Raw genomic sequence first — 19,984 nt, forward strand, 5'->3', positions numbered from 1 at the left:
CAGGTATTACCTAAAAGTCCATAGGGATTTCTTCCCTTCTGTTTTAATGGTTATAGCCCCAATTTCTATCGTTCTATTGTCCTCCTGATTAAGAGTGGTTTCCATCTGAATAATTTCACTCTTCCCTTTATATTGTGACAAAATGAGTTTAATGTAAATATCTCCAACTTTAAATATGAGGTCATCCCCTTCTTTTTTTTCGAGGGAACAGCCCAACAATTCCAATTCTTTGGCGAAGCGGTAATGGTCTGCCAGATTACAATTCAACGTAATGGACACCACATTTTTAAATAATTTTTCTGGAACATAAGCCTTTTTTAAGAAATCTTCCCGATTGTAGTTATCCCGCTTTTCTCCATCTATAGCCTCCAAAAATTCAGGATTATAATAGGAATACCAAGTATATAGATTGGTTTTCATCCCAACGGTATAAAAAGCTTTGTACCAAGTGTGTTTTTTATCTTTTATGGTAAAAGAAGCTGTGTCTGAAGCACGTAAAAACTTCGTATTATCTTCTTTAAGTTCTAGGCTGTTATTTATGGAAAACGGTTTTTGCCCGCCCAATGAAAAACCAATGCCTATCTGGTCCACAGGTTCTTTAAAGCTATTGTTGGGGCGTAAAATTTCCAGATAATGGGTTTCGCCACGCAAATAGATAGCATTTACGGTATCATTTATTTCATTAAAGTCGGGCATACCGCTATCCAACCCTGCATACGATTCCTTCAAAAATGCATTTGAGCGGAATTGTGAATAAGTACTGCTGTCCAAAACAATATAAAAATGGTTGAAAAGCACATTGTTTGGGTTTTTGTTGAACATTGCTTGTATTTTATCTTTATCAATCAAGGGCTCTTCGGGCATTTTCTTTTGCTCTTTACAGCCTGCTAAAAAGATAATAACCAAAAAAGTAACTTGTATATATTTTGTCTTCATCTAAAACTGTTTTAAAAAAGTGATTTTGCTGATGAATTGGGTGTTTCTTTGTATCGGGTCAAAAGCATCGGTTTGTGTATCATTGAATACCAAATAAATAAATGATAACGGCATATATTCCCAACTATAGCGAACATTCCAACGACCTTGTTCATCAAAACTGTTGTACTGGTAAAAAGTGGAAAGTTGTACTTTTGGATTGAGTGCCAAGCGAAGGCTTGCGGTGTAGAGGTCGGTTTCTAAATCTGCATCTAAAATCCCTATATTTTTTAACGTGTTATGCTCATAGCTTCCAGACAAAGCGATATGAGGTATAGGTGCATAACGCAACCCAGCTTCAACCGTGTTTAAACTCCCATCATAAAAGTTACCAAATCTATATTTCATTGAAGCTGAAAGCTTCTTTGACTGGTCGGTATTGTAGCTCAATAAATAACGGGTGTACCTATAATTACCTTGTGCAATCGCTAACCCTAAAGGGGAAAAATCAAAATTGATGTTCTGCCACGTAGGTGTGAGGGAAGCTTGGACAAAGCTGTTGTCCTTGAACCAAGTAAAAATTGGAAAAATGTTGATGCTTGCCTGCTGAAAGTTCTCGGGATTTTCAAAATCGTGATAAAAGTCCACAAAAACACCAGGGTCCCAACGGCGAATCCATTTTATCTTTTCGGGACGCCAAATGTAATAACCCCCAGGATTGTGCTGTATGACATCGTTTTGGAATACAAAACCTGTTCCTGACAAATAGTCGCGGCTTACAAAATTTGTTAACCAGCCTGCATAAAAGTTATTGGCTTGATAGCCTGCAAATACCTTTCCGGCAATTCCCTTGATATTTGTTGCCTCGTCATAAGAACCACTTCCCAGATATTCAAGGGTCAGTTCGTTTTTTGGGCGTATGAGACCGTCAACTGTCAATGTAGTATTATTGGCGCGGTCAAGTCCTAATTCTGAAAACGACTCATCCAAACGGTGGGTTAGCATCACACCTACATTGTTTTCCTTGCCGTAATTTTGAGCATATCTAAATATCCCAAAATTTGCCGCTGCTGAATTATCGGTTTCCCGCTGATGCACATAGAGTCCAGCAAGTGTTCGGTTTTCGTCCTTATCCGTAAAGCGTGCTCCCACGTCTAAAGGTGCCGGTTCAGCGTTAAAACCTCCTTGAAGACCAATGCGCCTGCTAAAAAAAGGCACTACGGCAAAATCTGATGCGCCGGCCCATATCCCAGAATTTTCAAGAAAGAACTGTCGTCTTTCAGGAAAGAAAATATTGAAACGTTCGAGGTTATTTACCGCTCGGTCCACATCTGCCTGTGCAAAATCGGTATTGATGGTCAGGTCTAAAACAGCATTAGGATTGATTGCCCATTTCACGTCTCCACCCACTTTAAGCTGGTTATCCGAAGCGGTAACTGCATCGCCACTTTTGGATTCGTCGAATTGATAAAGGGAATACGGTTCTATACGTATGTTTGCTGATGGTTCAGGAACTTCAAGTCCTGTGAGCTTTGCCGCATAGGTCATTCGGTATGGGGAATATGCCTGTGGGATAGCTGGAAAAACGGTCTGTTCGTACTCTCTACGTGCCAAACGGAACATCGTCAATCCCCATTCCACGGGTTTGCCATCTTCTGGTTTGTCATATCGCAAAGATTTAAACGGAATAGCAAACTCGGCATAGTAACCGTCCTCTGTGCGGGTTGTTTTTACAAACCAAAGTGCGTTCCAATCGTTATCTGTATTATTGTCGTTAAAAATCTGTGCATCACGCTGGTTGCCATAGGGTGTTGTTTGGAAAGATACTGCGTATTGTTTGGTGTTCTGTGCATCGAGCTGTATGGCAATGATGTCGTTTTCCCCAAATAGGAAATCACGTCGCAAGTCTTGCACCCGTATTCCTTTTAAACCAACTGAATCTTTACAAAAAGCACCAACGTACAAGTTTTTATCATCGTAAAGAAAGCGCACTTCTGTTTTGTACTTGTTCGCTCCTCCTTGGTTGGGTTCTATCCGAAAGAAGTCATCCGTTATTGGGGCATTTTCCCAATCAGTTTCATCGAGAATACCGTCTATTTTGATACTAGATGTTGCCTTTATGACCGTTACTTCCAAAGGGGTTTGTGGTGGTGGGAAGTTTGCAGTTTCTTGGGCATACACCACACTATAACAGGCAAGAAAAATAAACAAGACGATATGTTCTTTCATCGGGTCATCCTTTTAAATTAATTATAGCAAATTCCTGATAGCAGTTTCCCTTGAAAACTGACTTTGGTGGCGCTTTGAAAACTATGGTCAGCAGGGTCATAAACGACTGCATTTATCTTTATATCCTCTTTTAATAAGTAGCTGCCTAAAACAGGAAGCGCCTTTAAAAACGACATCTGACGCTCTAAATAATCGGCAAGTAGCATTTTGTTTTTCATTTTTGCTCCAGCAAGTCCTTCAATTTCTGTTTTTAAATCTGTATATCCGAGAGCGAGCTGCCTCTCCCAAGGCACTCGCAATGGGATTACGGGATTGTCTATAAATTTGACATACAAAGGGTTATCTAAGTTACCTACAAAATAGATTTCGGAAATATTTCTTCGTTGCACAAACTCCATCAAGTTGTGCTGTGATGCCTCATCCCACTCAAAAAACACAGCCATCGCCGTAAAGAAATAGGAATTGTCCCCGAACTTTTCTCGAACAGGGACTTCCATAAATCCATTTGGGCATACTAAAAACAGCCTGCTTTTTGTATTTTCCGAATCGATGCTCATACGGCTGGTTCAGGATTATACGGCAGCGAAGAATGGTGCAGGTCTATCAGCAATTCGCCATTATCATCGAGGGGTATAGCCAAAGGTATATTCCACTTTGGTTTCTCCACCAGTAAGGTCTGTAAAAAAGTAGTTGCCCATTGCGATAGCACGTTTTTCTTCCAAGATAAACCCGTTGTTCTCAAACCGAACGTTTGTCCAAGGTTGTAGTGCAAAACCGCCATCTTCAGAAAATGTACCATTGCCCACAATAAAATAGGACAGCGCACCTTCTTGTGTAGGCCTGAACTGTTTTTGAGCCGTTTTTGTGGGTTTGAACAGTACATTGCTTTTGTGAAAGGCATAGCGCTCTTTTAGGAAATTCTCTGTAAAAGCTTTACACTCTTTTTCATCATTCATTAGGCTGCCGATTTTTACGACGCCTTCGCCCCATTGTTGTTGAACTTTTTGTACTTCTTCTTTTGTAATCATTGTTTAGAATTTTAAGTTAAAATTAATTTAGAAATGTTATTTATATGATGAGCCAATCAAATTATAAAAGGTAATACTCATTAAGTTTTCAAACAATTCCGTATATTATATATATGTCCGATAACAATAGATGCTGAAAAAAAGAACATTAAATATTCAAAAATTTCAGCACGTTCTTCAAGTAATAAGGATGTCACAAAACCAGCAAAAGCAACCCACAGAAAAATACTTATTCCTTTAAATATTTTACCTTTAGTAGCGTTGTAGATTGAAATAAAGGCTACGAAAATAAACAGGTATGCGATTACGGGATTTTCCAAAAACCCAATACCCATCGTTAGAAATGCAGGTACTGATAGGCAATGTACTATACAAAGAAACGCACTTATGGCACCTAATTTATCTGCCCAATATATCTTTTTTGTTTGTGTCATTTACTGAATGTTTTATTGTATTCTAAGTATTTTTCTTTATCTACAGTAACATCATTCCAAATATCAAAAACCATAATTTTGGTTCGTTCATCGACGCTTTTTTGAATGGCATTTCTATAGGATTCATAGTCTTCGTAATGGGTGTTCGTTAGTTTGTTCAACTTATTTTGAAAAAAGGTGATTGGATTTATCCAATACGTAGTTTCAACAAGTTTGTTTTTAGCATTGTTGTCTTCTTCAATACTTTTGGTTGCATTTTTCATTTCGATAGTAACCAAAGCATTAGTTGAATAGCCTCCCCTTTTTCTAACAATGGTGGTGTCTTTAAAGGTTTTGGTTTCTTTTAATTTAGGATATAATTCAAACATTTGCCTATTAATCAATGCTTTAGATTGCTCATTTATTTCGCTGGTTTTATCTCGTTTAACATCAATTAGGTCGACCATTAGATTGGTTGGCTTTTCGATAGCTATCCATTGCTGAATGGTAGCTGGAATAATAAATGCAAAAAGCAACCACACGCCAATCATTAACAAGGTGTTTGATACTGTGCTTTTACTATACTTCAGAATTAAAAAATAAATAATGACCCAAAACAAGAGATAGATGGTTACGTAAATTAGGATGCTCCAGAAGCTATCGGCATTGGCTTTAAAAACATTGGTAAGTGTTGCGCCATAAACCATTACACCAACTAAAACGAGTAGAAGTAGTAGGGTGTAGAATGCAGTTCGTGAAACTATCCACCAGTTTTTGGAACCTGTTTGCACAAAAATGAGTGGCAAAAATCCTTGCTCTTCTTCTTTCCCTTTAATGTTGTACAGCAACACCAATAGCAAAAGTGGCAAGAGAAATAGGATTGAAAAAGAAAAATCTAACGTACCAGATTGGATACGCTCTGGATTGGAAATTTCCTGTGTCATATCTGCATCATACGGGTTGCTCCACGTATTTATCCTTTTATAAAATCCGTATTGTTCCGTTTGCCCAATCGCATAGACTATAGTAGGTGATGGTGTTTTAAACGCATAGGTTGGTGCATTATAAATTGCCCAAAATGGTTGCGTATTGTCCACCCAAGGTCTTTCATCTGGGCCTTTTTTGCCATTCTCAAAGTAGGATAGGGTTGTTTTTATTTCAGTTTCTGTTTCTTGAGTGAGCCGCTCAAATTCATTGTTTTGTTTTTCATATAAATCGGCACCATTGTGCAAACCGTACATACTTGCCACGATGAACAATATGAGTGCTACGATTTTGAAAGGACTTCGTGTAAAATGTTTCCACTCGTATATAAATATCTGAAGACTTCTCATAAGATTTCAATTTTTTTAGTTCCAAAAAGAATAAGTGCAAAAACTAATACTGACCAAAACGCCAGCAATGCCAAGTCGAGCATATAGTTTGAAAACACAACCGAAAGTTGGGTTGGTTTATAATCAAAATCTGGCACCGACCTAAAAAACGCATTATCGGCATTCTTTCCCCAATTACCTGTTTTTGAACCTCCAAAGGCGTGCTCGTCATTCAGCATTTTTATAAAAACCCTTCGGTAATTTTCAACTTGTAGCAAAAATTCCTGATGGTGTACATTGTCACTTGCCATAAAGCCCATACTTGTGTTTTGAAGTGATATAAACGGGTTTACGATGCCACCCAATTGAAAGCTCTGTTTCTGTTCTTGCAATACATTTCGGTTGTTCCCAAAATGCTTGTCCCAAACTTTATTACCATAATCCTCATCTGCCTGCATCAATAACCCATCAAAATTGATTGGTAATTGAGAGAGGCTATCTACTTTGTATTCTTTTAGCACTTTTTCTTCAAGTGCTTTAGTACGTTCATCAGTAGGGTTATGACCGTCCAAACCTTTTGAGCGGTCTTCGTCCATAGCGGTCTGAAATTCGTTTCGGCTGGGTAATTGATGCCACTTTTCAACAGAACTCATTAAAACATTGGGTAGAAAAATCGTCCAAAGTATCCAAATCCCCAACATTGATGTCAAGGCGAGTGTTGCATTTTGCCATCTTGCAGAAAAGAAAACGGTGAGCCCGCTGATGATAAAATAATAGAGCGCGTATGATAAAAAGAACAATCCTGTTCTGAATAAAATTTCCGAAGTGAGACTTTGAAGGTTTAGAATACCATAAACCACAATCACAAAAAGCAATAATAACAGACCATACAGCCAAACGGAAAATGTTTTGGATAAAATAAGCTGTATTGGTTTTGCACCTTGTAAGATGAGCAGTTTAAGCCTGCCACTTTGCTTTTCGCTGCTTACAGAATTAAAGGCCAAAAAAATCAACAATAATGGAACGATATACTGTAATAAAAGTGAGGATTTGAGTTTGCCAAATCTTGAAACTACTTGCATTTGTGAGGCTTCAGAATGAACGATTTCATTCTGTACGTGACCTTCAACCCGAAGCACATTTCCTGTTACGCTGTTAACCCCTTCGTCGAGACTGCTCAATAAATTGGCGGGTTTAAAGACATATGTACCATAATGCGCTGCGCTATGCGGATTCATTTCGTCAATGCTTACCCATTGTTGGCGCACGTGTTCTTTAGCGTTAGTTTGCGTCTGGTCTTGCTTTTGTGTTTGATAATTCCCTAAAAAAACGGACACTATCAAAATAGCAATAAACCCAATGCTAATACCTAAAAATATGCGACTACGTAGTAAAAATCGCCATTCGTTTTTAATAATCTGAAACATAATATTCGTTTTTAATTTTGCATAAATTTTAGGTACAAAGTCTCCAGCTCGTTGGCACTCACGTCTTGGCTATTCAGCTCTTTTACCAGAATGCCGTTCTTAAGAATGCCAATACGGTTACAAACCTCTCGTACACGAAAAATATCGTGGGAAGCCATTAAAATGGTTGCACCTTCAGCAGCCAATTTTTTAAGTAACACAGAAAGTTCGTTGCTCGCTAATGGGTCTAAACCGCTTGCAGGTTCATCTAATAAATAGACTTGTGCTTTCTTGGCATACGCAATGGCAATGCCCACTTTTTGTCGCATTCCTTTAGAATAGCCGCTCACTTTTTTAGCGTGTGCTTTGGTTTCCAGACCACAAGTAGATAGAAATTCTTCTAATTCACTTTTGGTATATTTTAATCCTGCCAACTTGCAGAAATAATCCAGATTTTCCAGTCCCGATAAATAGGGATAGAGATTTACATTTTCAGGAATATAGCCAATGAGTTTTCGGGTTTCTTGCGCATTTTTTACGGTATCAATTTCATTGATTTGTACGCTTCCAGAATCGGGATTTATAAATCCTAACAGGGTATTGATTGTTGTGGATTTCCCTGCGCCATTAGCACCTAAAAGCCCAAAGATTTCTCCTTTGCCTACTTTTAGATTTAAATTTTCAAGTGCGGTAGCATCGCCGTACTTTTTTGTGAGTTCATTTATTTGTATCATCTTTATCTGTTTTAGCTTTTTGTATATTCAAGAGTTTCTATTGGCCAATGGTCTGTTACTTGTAATTCCCCGTTTTTCCAAAGTTTTTGCTCGTCCGATGTTAAGAGGCATTTCTCCAATAAATTGGTAAGCTTGTCTCTGTCTAAATTTTGGGCAATGAATACGAGTTCGACCTTTCGGTCGCCATAAGTTTGGTGCCAATCACTTTCTATAAAAGATTGATTATCTACAAATGCGGCATAACCAATACGTTCTGAAAATGGCATTGATGCCCACCATACACCAGCTGGGTCGGTCTTTAACGAACCTCCTGCCGAACTCCAAATTAAAGCTTGTTCAGGACGTGAGGACAACCAAAATAATCCTTTACTGCGTAAGATGTTTGCAGGAAATCCTGATGTGGCAAATTCCCAAAAGCGTTCTGTATGGAAGGGTGTTTTACTTCGGAATACCATTGAGCCTATTCCGTATTCTTCCGTTTCTGGGGTGTGTTCGTTTTCCAATTCCTGTATCCAACCTGCCGAATTTTCGGCTTCTTCAAAATCAAATAACTTAGTGCCAATGATTTCAGATAAGGGTACAGCAGAATTTTTAGCTGGAATAATCCTCGCATTTGGATTTAGTTTTTGAAGGATGCCATACAACTGCTTTAACTTTTCTTCGGTAATCAGGTCTATTTTATTTAGGATAATGACATTGGCAAACTCTACTTGGTCTGTGAGCAGATTAACGATAGTTCGTGTGTCATTCTCTATATCTGTTAAGTTACGGGATGTGAGGTAGTCTGGGCTGGAAAAATCTTTTAGGAAGTTGAACCCATCGACCACAGTAACCATTGTATCCACATAGCTGAAACGGCTGAGGTCAATACTGCCATCCTCGCTTTCAAAACTAAAAGTCTGCGCCACGGGAATGGGTTCTGAAATTCCTGTGCTCTCAATGAGTAGATAGTCAAAACGATTTTCCTTGGCGAGCTTTTCAACCTCTATCATAAGGTCTTCACGTAGGGTACAGCAGATGCAGCCGTTGGACATTTCCACCAGTCTTTCTTCGGTCCTTGAAAGGGTGTTTTCATTTTTTACGAGCTGGGCATCTATGTTTACCTCACTCATATCGTTTACGATTACGGCAACTTTTAAGCCCTCTTTATTATGCAAAATGTGGTTGAGCAATGTTGTTTTTCCTGCTCCTAAAAAACCGCTTAGCACGGTTACTGGTAATTTCTTTGTCATCTGTTTATTTTTTGTTTAAGGTTAGAAAAAATTCGTTTCGGTTTTCTATATCCTCAAAACAGCCTCCAAACTCAATAGTAGTTGTAGAACTGTCCTTGTCTTTTATTCCTCTTGATGAAACGCATAAGTGTTTTGCATTCAGAACAACAATTACATTTTTTGTATTTAATGTTTCTTGCAAATCATTTAGAATTTGCAAACACAATCTTTCTTGTACTTGTGGGCGATGTGAATAATAATCTACCAATCGATTTATTTTCGATAGACCAATAACTTTTTCATTGGGAACGTACCCAATATGTGCGTGTCCTGTGATAGGTAAAAAATGATGTTCGCAAGACGAATCAATAGTAATATCTTGTTCTACAAGCATTTTTTTATAACCATACTTATTTGGGAATGTTGATAGTTTAGGCTTGTTGATTGGATTTAATCCATAGAACAATTCTTTTACGTACATTTTTGCAAAACGATAGGGTGTTCCTGACAGACTTTCGTCTTTTAAGTCGAGCCCTAGTTCTTGCATTATTTTTGAAAAGTAGCGTTGAATATTTTCAATCTTTTCTTCATCTGATTTTTCAAAAGCATTTGAAAGTAGAGGGGTTTCAATATTTGTTAGTATATGATTATCTCCAATTTCTTCAATTAACTCTTTTTTCATATTTATTTAGTTTGTAAAGCAATTACCTGTATTGCATTAACAGTTTCTTTAGGTTATAGATATGTAACAAGTATCAAAGCTGAAAAAGATTGTTTTCCTTCTGTTCGAACGTGGTATCTATGTTTAATAGCGTATACCCCTTACGGATACGACAACTTTAAAGCCTTCTTTAAGGCTTTAAATTGGTTTATCAGGGTTGTTTACCCTGTACCTAAAAACCCGCTTACGGACAATTTCTTTTGCTGTTCTTGTCATTTATAGTTTTCTATTTTTAAAATTGAAATTTTGTTTGAACGAGAAATTAATCCTGGATTTATACCTAATAGTCCTTCGGGTATTTCTTTATTTAGGTGCTTGTAATAATTAACCCAAGCTGGGAAAAATACTTTTGTTTTAGGGTCTTTAAAAGTCATTGGCTCTAATACAAAAAAGTCTTTGGTTTTATTGGACTCTTTAAATATTTCATAAATCATTTCACTACAATACATTTTCCCATTATTCAATAAAAAAATATTGTCATATGGTTGTCCTATAATTTTTTTAGCTTCTGCTATTGCCTTAGGTATTAAGTTCTTGTATTGTTTTTTTAATCTCCCAACTGTTACATTTTCAATTTTGGCAGTATCTCCACTTCTTGAAAAGAAAGTTTCTAGAGAATTTATCTGCACATTATTTCCTATAGCTTCAATTACTTTTAAAGTGTCATTTACATTTACCACTAATGCAATATGAGAAAAATCTTTGCCATCAATACCTTCTGTTACCGCTTCAATAGCATTACATAATTCCCCACAATTCAGATTTTGAAAAAGCAAATCGCCTTCTTGAAATCCTACTTTTTGGTAAGAATGATTACAACTTATTGACAAAGTGCAGCAATAGAAAAACAATAATTTATTCAAAAGCCTAATTTTCATATTTTTCTAATTTGCAGAAGTTTTACGTTGTTTAATGTTTAAGGCGTGTCCAATTATTATTAATCCTGTTTTTTTTAACATTATTATCCAACAGCATATTCTGCTAAATATTGATTTGGAATTCCTTCAAAAGTTTCTTTCTCATCTACTTTAAACCATTTTGAAGCCGCTGTATTTTCATCATTATAGGCTGGTGTAAATATGTCAACTAACTGCGTAAACTTGTTGGGCATTAAAGAATGGATATTACCTTCTGAAGCCATAAGTATGCTAGTTTTATTTGGTAGTAAAATTTCGTTTGTACTTCTTTAATTACACAAGATTTATATAACAATTCATTTTCGCCATTTGCAACGGTTCTTTCTGTATCAAGATGTTTTTCAAGGGAATAATTTTTTACCAATGCATTACCTGTTACCATATTGATAATTCCACACATTTCTGGATGGTCGTGATGGGGAATGTATTCCCCTTTTTCAAATTGCAAGAGCGAGACTTGAAAATCAATTTCTTGGTGCAATAATTCGTGTTCAAACCAATCAGGCTTATTGTTCTTGTATTCTTTAAATGCCTTTTCTACTTTTTGAAACTCAGGGAATTTGCATTTATCCATAAGCGCCTTCACTTGGGTCAAATACGCTGACTGGTTCCAAGATTTTAGGTGCTGTGTTTTGGCTAATGTTTGTATTTTAGAAATAAAGGCATCCCAATTCATTTCAGGATTGCTTCCTAAAAAACCATTTTGTCCATTCGCATTTAGTGCATACGCAGAAACGTTTGAAAACTGTAAAGCAATACCAGCAAAAGCCATTGTCGAAAGTTTGATAAATTCTCTTCTTTTAAAGTCGTCCATACTATTTAAAATTTTAACACACGGAATTTTCGTTTGTCGATAGGTTCACATCTGTGTTGCCATTATTCACAATAACAGCCACTTAATAGGGTTGCTGAAATTTTATAGTTTTATATATAAAGATTGAATAAAGGCTATCGTAGGAAATGAAGATTTCCCAATCAATAACAAAGGATAGTAACGGATGGATTATTAAATATATGGTTCAAACCTGTAGGACAAGCATATACTAAACGTATAATCCTGATATAGGTATTGACTGTAATTTATCTAAAGTAATTTACTGAAGAAAAGCCGTAATTATCCCAATAAAGAGTTTGGTGGCGGCTTGTTGTGGAAGTAATCTGAATGCAGTACCTTTTGGTGAGGGGCGACATACAAGGTGTATGCAGCACTATGCTCTACAAAATCAAAAGGATTTACAAATGAAATATTTTCTTGGGGTGTTGGTACATTTAAGGGTGTAGTCTGACCCGCTTGAGCGATAAACGCACATTGTTCGCAATGCTGTGTGTCTTTATCTGAAGTTATATGGGAAACCTCGTGCAGGTTTACAACCTTGAGCAACAAGAACGTCGTCAAGAAAAAAAGGGAAATAGTATTTTTTAAATAACTATTCATAATTATTCAAAAATAATAAAATTTAACATTTGTTGCGTTATTTTTTCTGTTAATAGTTTGTATAGGTTCTTCCATTCAAAAAATGATAGGTAATAAATTAAAGAAAAGCCCTTTACAAAAAAGATGTAGAGGGCTTCTCACTTGGAACAAAGAAAAGTGTGACTAATTCAAATCTATTGTACCATTACATTAAAGGAAGCTGCGATATCAGTTTCTCCACCTGCATCGCCAAGACCTGTATTTGGCTTCATTGGTTCGTGACGTAACGTGAAGGTTAAAGTTCCCGAGCTTACTGCACCCGCAGTAAGTGTAAACTGCGTTCCCAATGGGTTTCCATCGCCATCAAAATTGGCATAAGCCGTTGTAACATCGAGCCCACCACCAATAGTGTAGAAAAATTGGTGCTCATCGTCTTCTTCCTCTACTTCTAAAGTAATGTTCTCCGCAGGTGTCTCGGTTTCGTTAAGCAGCACAATGCTACCATTGTAAGTAACTCCAGCTGCCAAGTTTCCTGTTGTAATAACAGGCGCATCAGGGCCATCGCCATCTAAATCACGGGTCTGTAACGTAACTGGTGTTCCGCCTCCATCAGGTGTAAGTGTTACGGTAAGCGTAGTAATTACTTCTTCTTCGTTTACCTCTTCTGGCGTATCATCGTCGTTTGAACACGATACAAATAATACGGTTGCAAAAATTGCAGTTGCTAAAAATTTTAAATTTCTCATAGTTTCTGATTTTAATAATTAATAATTGATTTTAAGGTTTAATAAAAAGTTTCTGCCCAAATCATCCGCATAATAGCGCAGACGGTTTAGGTAATTTCGGTAGGAAGTATCAAATAAATTAGCGACACTAAAACCTACCGTTAGTTTTGATTTCTTGTTTATGTTAAAGTCTATGCTCGAATTAAAGTTGAGCAAATGGTACGCATCAGGCGGTGTGCTTACATCAACAGTTTCCATTGTTTCTGTCTGTGGAATAAACACTTCAAAATTGTTATCGGGAAATTCGTTCTGGCGAAATACGTATTCACTCTGCAATGCCAACCGTAGGTTTTTTAAATCTGGATTTTGATATACAACCTCATTCTTTGTATTTATAGCTGGTATGCTTATCAGAGGTTCATCCCTTGTACGGTCATAGCCCTTTATAAATGAAAACTGGTGATTGAAACGGAACGCTTTCGCGAAAGCGTAAGAAGCATCCACATCTACTCCTAATAGTTGTGCATTGGTTTGCCTGTATTCCCAAACTTGAAAATTACCTCTTACCGTTTGCTGGATTTCGGTAGGTTCGATAATGATAAAATCGTTAATGGTATTTATGTATGGATTAATTGAAAAGCCAAACACATCATTATCTCGTTGAAAAGTCAATGCTATTTTATGTCCTATTTCTGAATTGAACCTCAAATCGCCCAGCTCGATACGAGAAGCGGAATGGTGTAGACCTTCGCTAAAAAGTTCGGAAGGGTTTGGTGCTCGTGACGCCAATGAATAATTGAAAAACAATTTATATTCATCATCAAAATCGTAGGTTGCTCCCAAAGTTGCCGAGGCGTTATAAAAATTGAGCTGTGGATTCGTCAAAATTTGATTAGCCAGTTCCTCAACGACAATTTCGGGAAAGAGTTCATCATAATTGCGGGACTCCCAAAAAGAGGTGCGATAGAACTTAAAAGCGTCCATATAGGTGTAATCAAAACGTCCACCCGCTTCTAAAAGCAAATTATCGTTCCATCGGTAATCGGCTATGGCATAGATGCCCAAATCATATTTATCATAATCGGGTATTAATCTACGCACTCCGGTATTTGGGTCTGCAAAGTTGTTTTGGTATCGTGCCATTAAACCCGTCTTTAGGTTTATTTCGTCTGTTAAATCAGAATCCAAATCAAGCAATAGGGTGTGGGTGTCCAGCTCTAAATCTAACGAAGCTTTATCCCTGTCGTCTCCACGTCTAATATCGAATTCCAAACGGTTGTTTCGTTGAAAATCATATTGTAGGCTCAATTTTCCGAAGCTGTCAAACCTTTTGAAACCTTTTATTCGGGCGAGATGATGCGTGACATCTTGTTTGGGCGCGTCGATGTCGTAAGTAAAATCATTAATAATTAGAGGTCTATCGCTATTTATTGCTCGAATTTGGTCTTGTGCACCTCCCAGGTGGGATGCTCTTAAAATGCCAATTTCATTTTTAAAAAATGAATAATACCCCTCAATGCCATAATCAAAATGATTAAACCCAAATAGCAAAGAAGCATTGCGCTCAAAAATGCCTGTATTGCTCAATACATAATCGGGTGCTTCAAAATCGCCAAAACGTTTCAATGTTCCCTGTACCGTTCCATACCAACCGCTTTGATAGCTTTTGGTCAATTGGGAAGTGATTGACGAGCCACGCCCATTTGATGCTGCCGTAAATAAGGTCTTACCGTAGAGGCTATCTTTAACGGGAACTTTTGAAGCTTCAGCAATAATGACTCCTCCTAATGCATCTCCGCTGTATTGCAATGCACCTGCTCCTTTTATCAAAGTCAGGTTGCCAACCGAATTGATATCCACATTTGGGGCGTGTTCTGCTCCCCATTCTTGGTCTTCCATCCGAACGCCATTATTTATGATAACTACACGACTGCTGTGCAGTCCATTAATTAAAGGTTTGATAACGGTATTCCCAGTATTGAGGGAAGAAACGCCGCTCAAACTGTTTAGCGCATCGCCGAGCGTCCCGCTACTAAAACGTTCTAATTCTTCCTTTGAAATTGTGTTTTCAAGAATTGTTTTAGACTTGTTGCTGAAGGCTTTCCCTTCAACGGTAACTTGGTTCAATTCTTCCAAATGGTGTTCCAACTTAAAGTTCTTGGTCGTGTTGCCAGCTATTTTAACGGTAAAACCTTTGGCCAAGCAATAGGGATGCGATACCTGTATGGAATAGGTGTCGTTGCAAAGATTTGAAATGGTAAATTTTCCGTTGATGTCTGTCTGTACAGCTTTTTCAGAACCCGCAACAATAAGTATTGCTCCTACAAGTAAAGACCCATCGTGAAGGTCTGTTACCGTTCCAGAAAGTGTATTGTCACAATTTTGTGATATAGATGATATACTGCATAATAGCAGTATCAAAAATGCATATGTGCGCATATAAATTCTTAATTAACATAATAAATTAGTGTTTGTTTATTAAGAAAATGTAGGTGGTGCGCGTAGCTGTGTATTGGTTGTTATAAAGGAATGTAACTGTAAGGAAGATAAGTCTGTTTCAATCTTTACAGGTATAATTGGAAGGTGAAAATTAGGATATTCTGATATATCGTAGTTGAAAGAAGCCAAGTGAAAATCACAAATATGGCAATCTGAAACCTCTTGATGAATCTGTGAGCTACTGCCTTCATAAGCAATATGTTCGTGACCTTCGCAACTATGTAATAGCTGAATGGCAGTAGGAAACATTAAAGCTACTAAGAGCAAAAATGCCGCTATATTTTTACCAATCTGTTTTGTATTATCCATTGTTTGCTTAGAAAGTGCAAAAGTAATGAAATATTGGGGAAATATGTTAAAAATAGTGTAAGAAGTATTATTGGTTTTAATTTTCTTGTTTCAAGTTCTTCTATGTGAAGATTTGAGCAAGGACTAAATTTCAAATTGTAAGGGGCACATATCGTGTTTGTATATATTAAATTCGACTTTTAATATGCAAAAACAGGACTTCCATCTTCACATATTATACTAATTGGTGTGGATGCAAGAGAACAATCGCTTATTATTTCCCATTTTTCATTAAATCTTTGTTGCGCCCTCTTGTGCTTTTCTATTTTTTCAAGAAAAAGTTGCGTGTCAATATTTATTGAGTAGGCTATAAATCCAACTGGACCGAAACCGCCACAATTTTTACTTCCATAGCTAGTAAAATCCCATTCAGATGAATCATTACAATTTACACTCCTTGCTGAGCTTTCAATTTCAGAGAACATTTGAATTAGGTTTTGTTCTTCTTGTTCTTGTGTCAATTCATCATTATCGCTACAAGAGAAGCAGATTCCGAAGAGTAAAAAAATTCCGATAAATTTTAAATTTTTCATAATTATGCTTTGTAAGTTCAACTAATAAGGGCTGCTTAAATTATTTACAACTTGTTGTATTAACAATAAATATAATTTTATCTGCCAATATTTCAAAGGATTAAGAAATAAATTTGGTTTGTGTGTTTAATATTACTTACTTAAAAATCGACCTCGCCTCATCATAAACCCGCTCAAAATTAGCAGCTAAATCATCTGGCGAAAATTGGTTGGATTCTTTTGGAAGCTCTCTTTGAATTTTTGATAATTTAAACTGCACCTTTTTATCTTTACCATCTGCATACGTAATAAACTCGCCTTGCTTCAAACGGAAAAACACATCCGCTCTAATTTTTGGAATCTCTTTCTCTCCAGTCGTAATTCGAGTATCAAAATCAAGATTGTGGCCACGACTTATACTTTTTGTTGGGTCTTTGATAATTTCAAAAAAACGTTCGTAATATTTGGCGGTATCTGGGTCGTTAACTTTTCCGAAGAATTGATAGGATAGGTTACTTAAAATGGCTTTACTTGCCTTGTCGCCATACATCATATCGTTCTGAATTTTGTCTTGCATCACGTAGATTGTAGATATATTATAACTCCTTAATGTTGCAGGAATACGATGCATATTCAATAAACGGATGGTTGGCGCTTCTTCCATTAATAAAAATGAAGGTTCGCTATTCCGAACGCTCATTTGCTTTGTAATTGTATGGATGATTGTGGCTATAACCGGCGAATACGAAGTTTCAAATTTTGGATTATTTACAATCGAAATCACACAAGGATTTTCTGGACTATTTATATTTAGTGGCACTTCGTCTGCGGACAATGCCATAAAAATACGCTGTGTGCTAATTCGTTTGAGCGCATTTGCCAAGGTGCTTTTAACACCTGCGGTCTGTCTATCAGAATCTTTTCCGCTAATAAAAGCATCTGCCATCGCTCGTGATGTTTTATTAGTTTCTAAAAATTGAATTAGACTATCCGTGTCCAGATATTGATAAATGGCAATCAAATGCGGAAGGGTACAGAATTGTGGATAGGTCGTTTTCAATTTCCAAATCAAGCCACCAATCAAACCTTCAGCTGCATCGTTGAAAAATTTTGTTGTGCCGGTTGTTCCGCTTTCTCTTTGCTCTAAAAGGTTTTCAATTAACACTCGTGAAACCTCGTTTACGCTTTCCTCGTTCTCTAAATAGCGTGGTGCAATAGGATTTACCCTATGAATGATTTTATCGAAGGATATGACCTTAAACGGAATATTGCTATCCTTAAAAAGTGGATATGCCATTTCGGTTAATTCAAAATCTTTGTAATCGTGAATGATTCCGCAGAAGTTTTCTTTTTGGAAGTGTTTCAGAAAACCATAAACCACACTTTCAGTCTTACCACTTCCCGCAGAACCGATGATGGATGCACCACGCTTGATATTATCTAATTTGAAATTTCCTTTGGTTGTTGCAAAATTGACTTGATATTTACTTTCGCCATTTTGTGCTTGTTCGGTTTTATGCAGAAAAACATACAATCCTGTATTAATTAATAGTAGAGGGCAAACTAAATAGAGCAATAATTTTATTAATTCATTTCCTTCGGAAACATAGAATACAAGAATTGAAAGCAATAAAATATTCAGAAGAAAAGCATATCTGCTTACCCGAAACATTGCATAGAAAACAGTACTGGCCAGACCAATAATTGAAAGTATCGTTATAAGATTGTCTATTTGCATACTATTTAGATTCCGATGGAACTTGATTTTATGGCAATTTCAGCACCACGTCTTAATCTCTTGAAAACTCGAAGTGCAATTTGCGCCTGACTTACTGGAATACTTGGGATGACTGGTAATCCCGTTTTTGTAATCATTTTGAATGCCAATGCTTTTTCGTTGGCTGGTAATTTCATCAAGGCAGCAAAGTAGAGATTGGGATTTTTCACAAAATCTTTTCGTGCTTTATAGGTCTCGGCAAAGTTGCGTTTGTAGCCAAAAGTTTTATCAAAAGTCTTTTCTGCTTTGTCAAAAAATTTATCTCGGTCAAAACCACGTTTTACTTTTTTGCCGTGCATCTCAACTTCCGAAGCTTTGTGTTTACTTCCTGGGGAAAGACTGACGGAATTTGAAGCATCTTTTCTACTCACGATAATATGAATGTGACTTTGGTTTCCGTCTTTTGCCATTCCTTGAACTATCCGTTTTCCATTTTGTTGATGTGGTGCTTGGCGTTCCAATTTGGCAATTTCTTTTTCCATCTTTTTAATATTCCCTTCAGCTCGCCCTTCTTGAATATTTCGGATATCGGTTTTGAGTTGCAATATTTTTGTAGCGATAGGTTGGTTTTCTTTTATTTGAAAATCTGTTCCTTTAAAGGTTCTCTGATGTTCAATTTTTGCATAATATTTAATGTCATCAATTGTTATGGGTCGTCCATTAATTTCCCGATTGAAGGATGCCACATAATCTTTCATTAGCTCACGAGTATAGGTTTTCAAATCATCACGACTGTTCTGTAATCGTTTTAATTCATACTTGGATGGACTGACCGTAATGGAATAAAATTTGGGTTCTTTCTTTTTCAGTTTTGCGGTGTTTCCATCGATTTCTTTGACCACTTTTTCAGCAGAAGTTTCATCGCCATATTGATTGAAAAAATGTTCCATATCTCGTTGTTCTAAGCCTTCATTTTCTTTCTCTAAATAGCCTACAAAATCCGCTGAACTTTGGCTATAATTACCGCCTAATTTTTGAGCTGTGATTGTGATATACATCCTTAAAATATTTATAGTTGATTGTTTGGATTTTGCTTTTACCGCTTCGCTCTCCCTTTGGTCGTGAATCTCGCAGACTCGATTTCGCGAAAGCGTACTTCTTTCTTTTCTTCTGCATATTTCTTTTCTACAATGAGCGGTTTTTTAGTTGGCTCTTCGGTTTCAAAAAGTGATTGAATCATCGCTACCGTAGGTTTAGTTTGTGTCTTTTCAACGTCCCTCATTATGGCGATAACTGCATTAATTCTTTTCAAAAGTTTAGCTTCGATAGTTCGCCCTGTTGGTCCTAATTTTTCTTTTGGGGAAATCTCATTGTAGAAGAAAAAATCGAGCATCGTTACCATTGCCTCGGTGTGCGATTTAAAGTAAGTACGTGAGAAAGTCTGGAAACGTTTTGCAGTTTCCTTTTTGAATCTAATTCCGATAAATGAGTCCATATTTCGCCGATTTGTCGCAAAACCGTCCCTAAAAATGGGCGTTTCCAGCCCGTTTGTCGCAAATCGTTGATTGTCAGGAAATTAAAATATATTCAAATCGCTGATAATCAGCTATTTGAAAACGAAAAGGAATCCGAAACATCGCGCAGCGTGTTACCCTCTTGCTATTCCTTTTCGTCACGCGCAAGCGTGACAAAATTCCATACAATCCGGTTAAAAAACCGATTGCCATTTTAGGAAAATAATTTTCCGATATGTTATTTTTCGATGTGTACGGTTATCGGCGAAAGTCGAAAAGTGGATAACCCTACTTTAATTTGTGTGCTGTATTTCCAGCGAAATAAAGATACGTTTTTTTATTGATATGAGATGAATTAGCATATAATA

Annotated in this window: 21 protein-coding genes; all 21 read right to left on the minus strand. The window is 36.9% G+C overall.

Annotated features, from left to right (window positions below; translation table 11 throughout):
- Nucleotides 1-6: 6 nt before the first annotated feature.
- On the minus strand, nt 7-936 hold the full coding sequence (locus ESY88_RS05195; protein WP_147085575.1) for a DUF5829 family protein: 930 nt from the start codon (nt 934-936) through the stop codon (nt 7-9).
- On the minus strand, nt 937-3,144 hold the full coding sequence (locus ESY88_RS05200; RefSeq protein ID WP_147085576.1) for a carbohydrate binding family 9 domain-containing protein: 2,208 nt from the start codon (nt 3,142-3,144) through the stop codon (nt 937-939).
- A 17-nt stretch (nt 3,145-3,161) separates the two neighbouring features.
- Nucleotides 3,162-3,701 carry a hypothetical protein gene (locus tag ESY88_RS05205; protein WP_147085577.1) on the minus strand — a complete coding sequence of 180 codons (540 nt, stop codon included), beginning with the start codon at nt 3,699-3,701 and terminating at the stop codon, nt 3,162-3,164.
- Nucleotides 3,702-3,764: 63 nt separating this feature from the next.
- Nucleotides 3,765-4,172 carry a hypothetical protein gene (locus ESY88_RS05210; RefSeq protein WP_223270731.1) on the minus strand — a complete coding sequence of 136 codons (408 nt, stop codon included), beginning with the start codon at nt 4,170-4,172 and terminating at the stop codon, nt 3,765-3,767.
- An 80-nt stretch (nt 4,173-4,252) separates the two neighbouring features.
- Nucleotides 4,253-4,606, minus strand: a complete 354-nt coding sequence (locus ESY88_RS05215; protein ID WP_147085578.1) for a MerC domain-containing protein — start codon at nt 4,604-4,606, stop codon at nt 4,253-4,255.
- Entirely contained in the window at nt 4,603-5,919 is a 1,317-nt protein-coding gene (locus ESY88_RS05220; RefSeq protein ID WP_147085579.1) for an ABC transporter permease subunit, read from the minus strand. The genes ESY88_RS05215 and ESY88_RS05220 overlap by 4 nt, the downstream gene beginning before the upstream one ends.
- Nucleotides 5,916-7,325, minus strand: a complete 1,410-nt coding sequence (locus ESY88_RS05225; protein ID WP_147085580.1) for a DUF3526 domain-containing protein — start codon at nt 7,323-7,325, stop codon at nt 5,916-5,918. Before ESY88_RS05225 ends, ESY88_RS05220 begins: the two co-directional genes overlap by 4 nt.
- A gap of 11 nt (nt 7,326-7,336) precedes the next feature.
- Complete coding sequence (locus ESY88_RS05230) at nt 7,337-8,038, minus strand: ABC transporter ATP-binding protein (RefSeq protein ID WP_147085581.1); 702 nt, start codon at nt 8,036-8,038, stop codon at nt 7,337-7,339.
- An 11-nt stretch (nt 8,039-8,049) separates the two neighbouring features.
- A complete protein-coding gene (locus ESY88_RS05235; RefSeq protein ID WP_147085582.1) occupies nt 8,050-9,270 on the minus strand; it encodes a GTP-binding protein in 1,221 nt (406 codons plus the stop codon).
- 4 nt (nt 9,271-9,274) lie between these two features.
- On the minus strand, nt 9,275-9,931 hold the full coding sequence (folE, locus tag ESY88_RS05240) for a GTP cyclohydrolase I FolE (protein ID WP_147085583.1): 657 nt from the start codon (nt 9,929-9,931) through the stop codon (nt 9,275-9,277).
- Nucleotides 9,932-10,182: 251 nt separating this feature from the next.
- Nucleotides 10,183-10,848, minus strand: a complete 666-nt coding sequence (locus tag ESY88_RS05245) for a YiiX/YebB-like N1pC/P60 family cysteine hydrolase (protein ID WP_147085584.1) — start codon at nt 10,846-10,848, stop codon at nt 10,183-10,185.
- A gap of 83 nt (nt 10,849-10,931) precedes the next feature.
- Nucleotides 10,932-11,111 carry a hypothetical protein gene (locus ESY88_RS05250; RefSeq protein ID WP_147085585.1) on the minus strand — a complete coding sequence of 60 codons (180 nt, stop codon included), beginning with the start codon at nt 11,109-11,111 and terminating at the stop codon, nt 10,932-10,934.
- The gene (locus tag ESY88_RS05255) at nt 11,081-11,701 is read right to left on the minus strand and encodes a cupin domain-containing protein (RefSeq protein ID WP_147085586.1); all 621 of its coding nucleotides are present in this window, start codon (nt 11,699-11,701) and stop codon (nt 11,081-11,083) included. The genes ESY88_RS05250 and ESY88_RS05255 overlap by 31 nt, the downstream gene beginning before the upstream one ends.
- Before the next feature lie 300 nt (nt 11,702-12,001).
- On the minus strand, nt 12,002-12,322 hold the full coding sequence (locus tag ESY88_RS05260; RefSeq protein ID WP_147085587.1) for a hypothetical protein: 321 nt from the start codon (nt 12,320-12,322) through the stop codon (nt 12,002-12,004).
- Between the two features lie 173 nt (nt 12,323-12,495).
- Complete coding sequence (locus ESY88_RS05265; protein WP_147085588.1) at nt 12,496-13,047, minus strand: type 1 periplasmic binding fold superfamily protein; 552 nt, start codon at nt 13,045-13,047, stop codon at nt 12,496-12,498.
- A gap of 18 nt (nt 13,048-13,065) precedes the next feature.
- Nucleotides 13,066-15,465, minus strand: a complete 2,400-nt coding sequence (locus ESY88_RS05270) for a TonB-dependent receptor (RefSeq protein ID WP_147085589.1) — start codon at nt 15,463-15,465, stop codon at nt 13,066-13,068.
- A gap of 39 nt (nt 15,466-15,504) precedes the next feature.
- Nucleotides 15,505-15,834, minus strand: a complete 330-nt coding sequence (locus tag ESY88_RS05275) for a hypothetical protein (RefSeq protein ID WP_147085590.1) — start codon at nt 15,832-15,834, stop codon at nt 15,505-15,507.
- Nucleotides 15,835-16,013: 179 nt separating this feature from the next.
- Nucleotides 16,014-16,406 carry a hypothetical protein gene (locus tag ESY88_RS05280; protein WP_147085591.1) on the minus strand — a complete coding sequence of 131 codons (393 nt, stop codon included), beginning with the start codon at nt 16,404-16,406 and terminating at the stop codon, nt 16,014-16,016.
- 136 nt (nt 16,407-16,542) lie between these two features.
- Complete coding sequence (locus ESY88_RS05285; RefSeq protein ID WP_147085592.1) at nt 16,543-18,123, minus strand: type IV secretory system conjugative DNA transfer family protein; 1,581 nt, start codon at nt 18,121-18,123, stop codon at nt 16,543-16,545.
- 5 nt (nt 18,124-18,128) lie between these two features.
- Nucleotides 18,129-19,160 carry a MobB family relaxase gene (gene mobB / locus ESY88_RS05290; protein ID WP_147085593.1) on the minus strand — a complete coding sequence of 344 codons (1,032 nt, stop codon included), beginning with the start codon at nt 19,158-19,160 and terminating at the stop codon, nt 18,129-18,131.
- A 38-nt stretch (nt 19,161-19,198) separates the two neighbouring features.
- Entirely contained in the window at nt 19,199-19,597 is a 399-nt protein-coding gene (locus tag ESY88_RS05295) for a BfmA/BtgA family mobilization protein (RefSeq protein WP_147085594.1), read from the minus strand.
- Between the last annotated feature and the right edge of the window lie 387 nt (nt 19,598-19,984).

Source organism: Subsaximicrobium wynnwilliamsii (assembly GCF_007997225.1).
In the GTDB taxonomy this organism is placed as follows: Bacteria; Bacteroidota; Bacteroidia; order Flavobacteriales; family Flavobacteriaceae; genus Psychroserpens; species Psychroserpens wynnwilliamsii.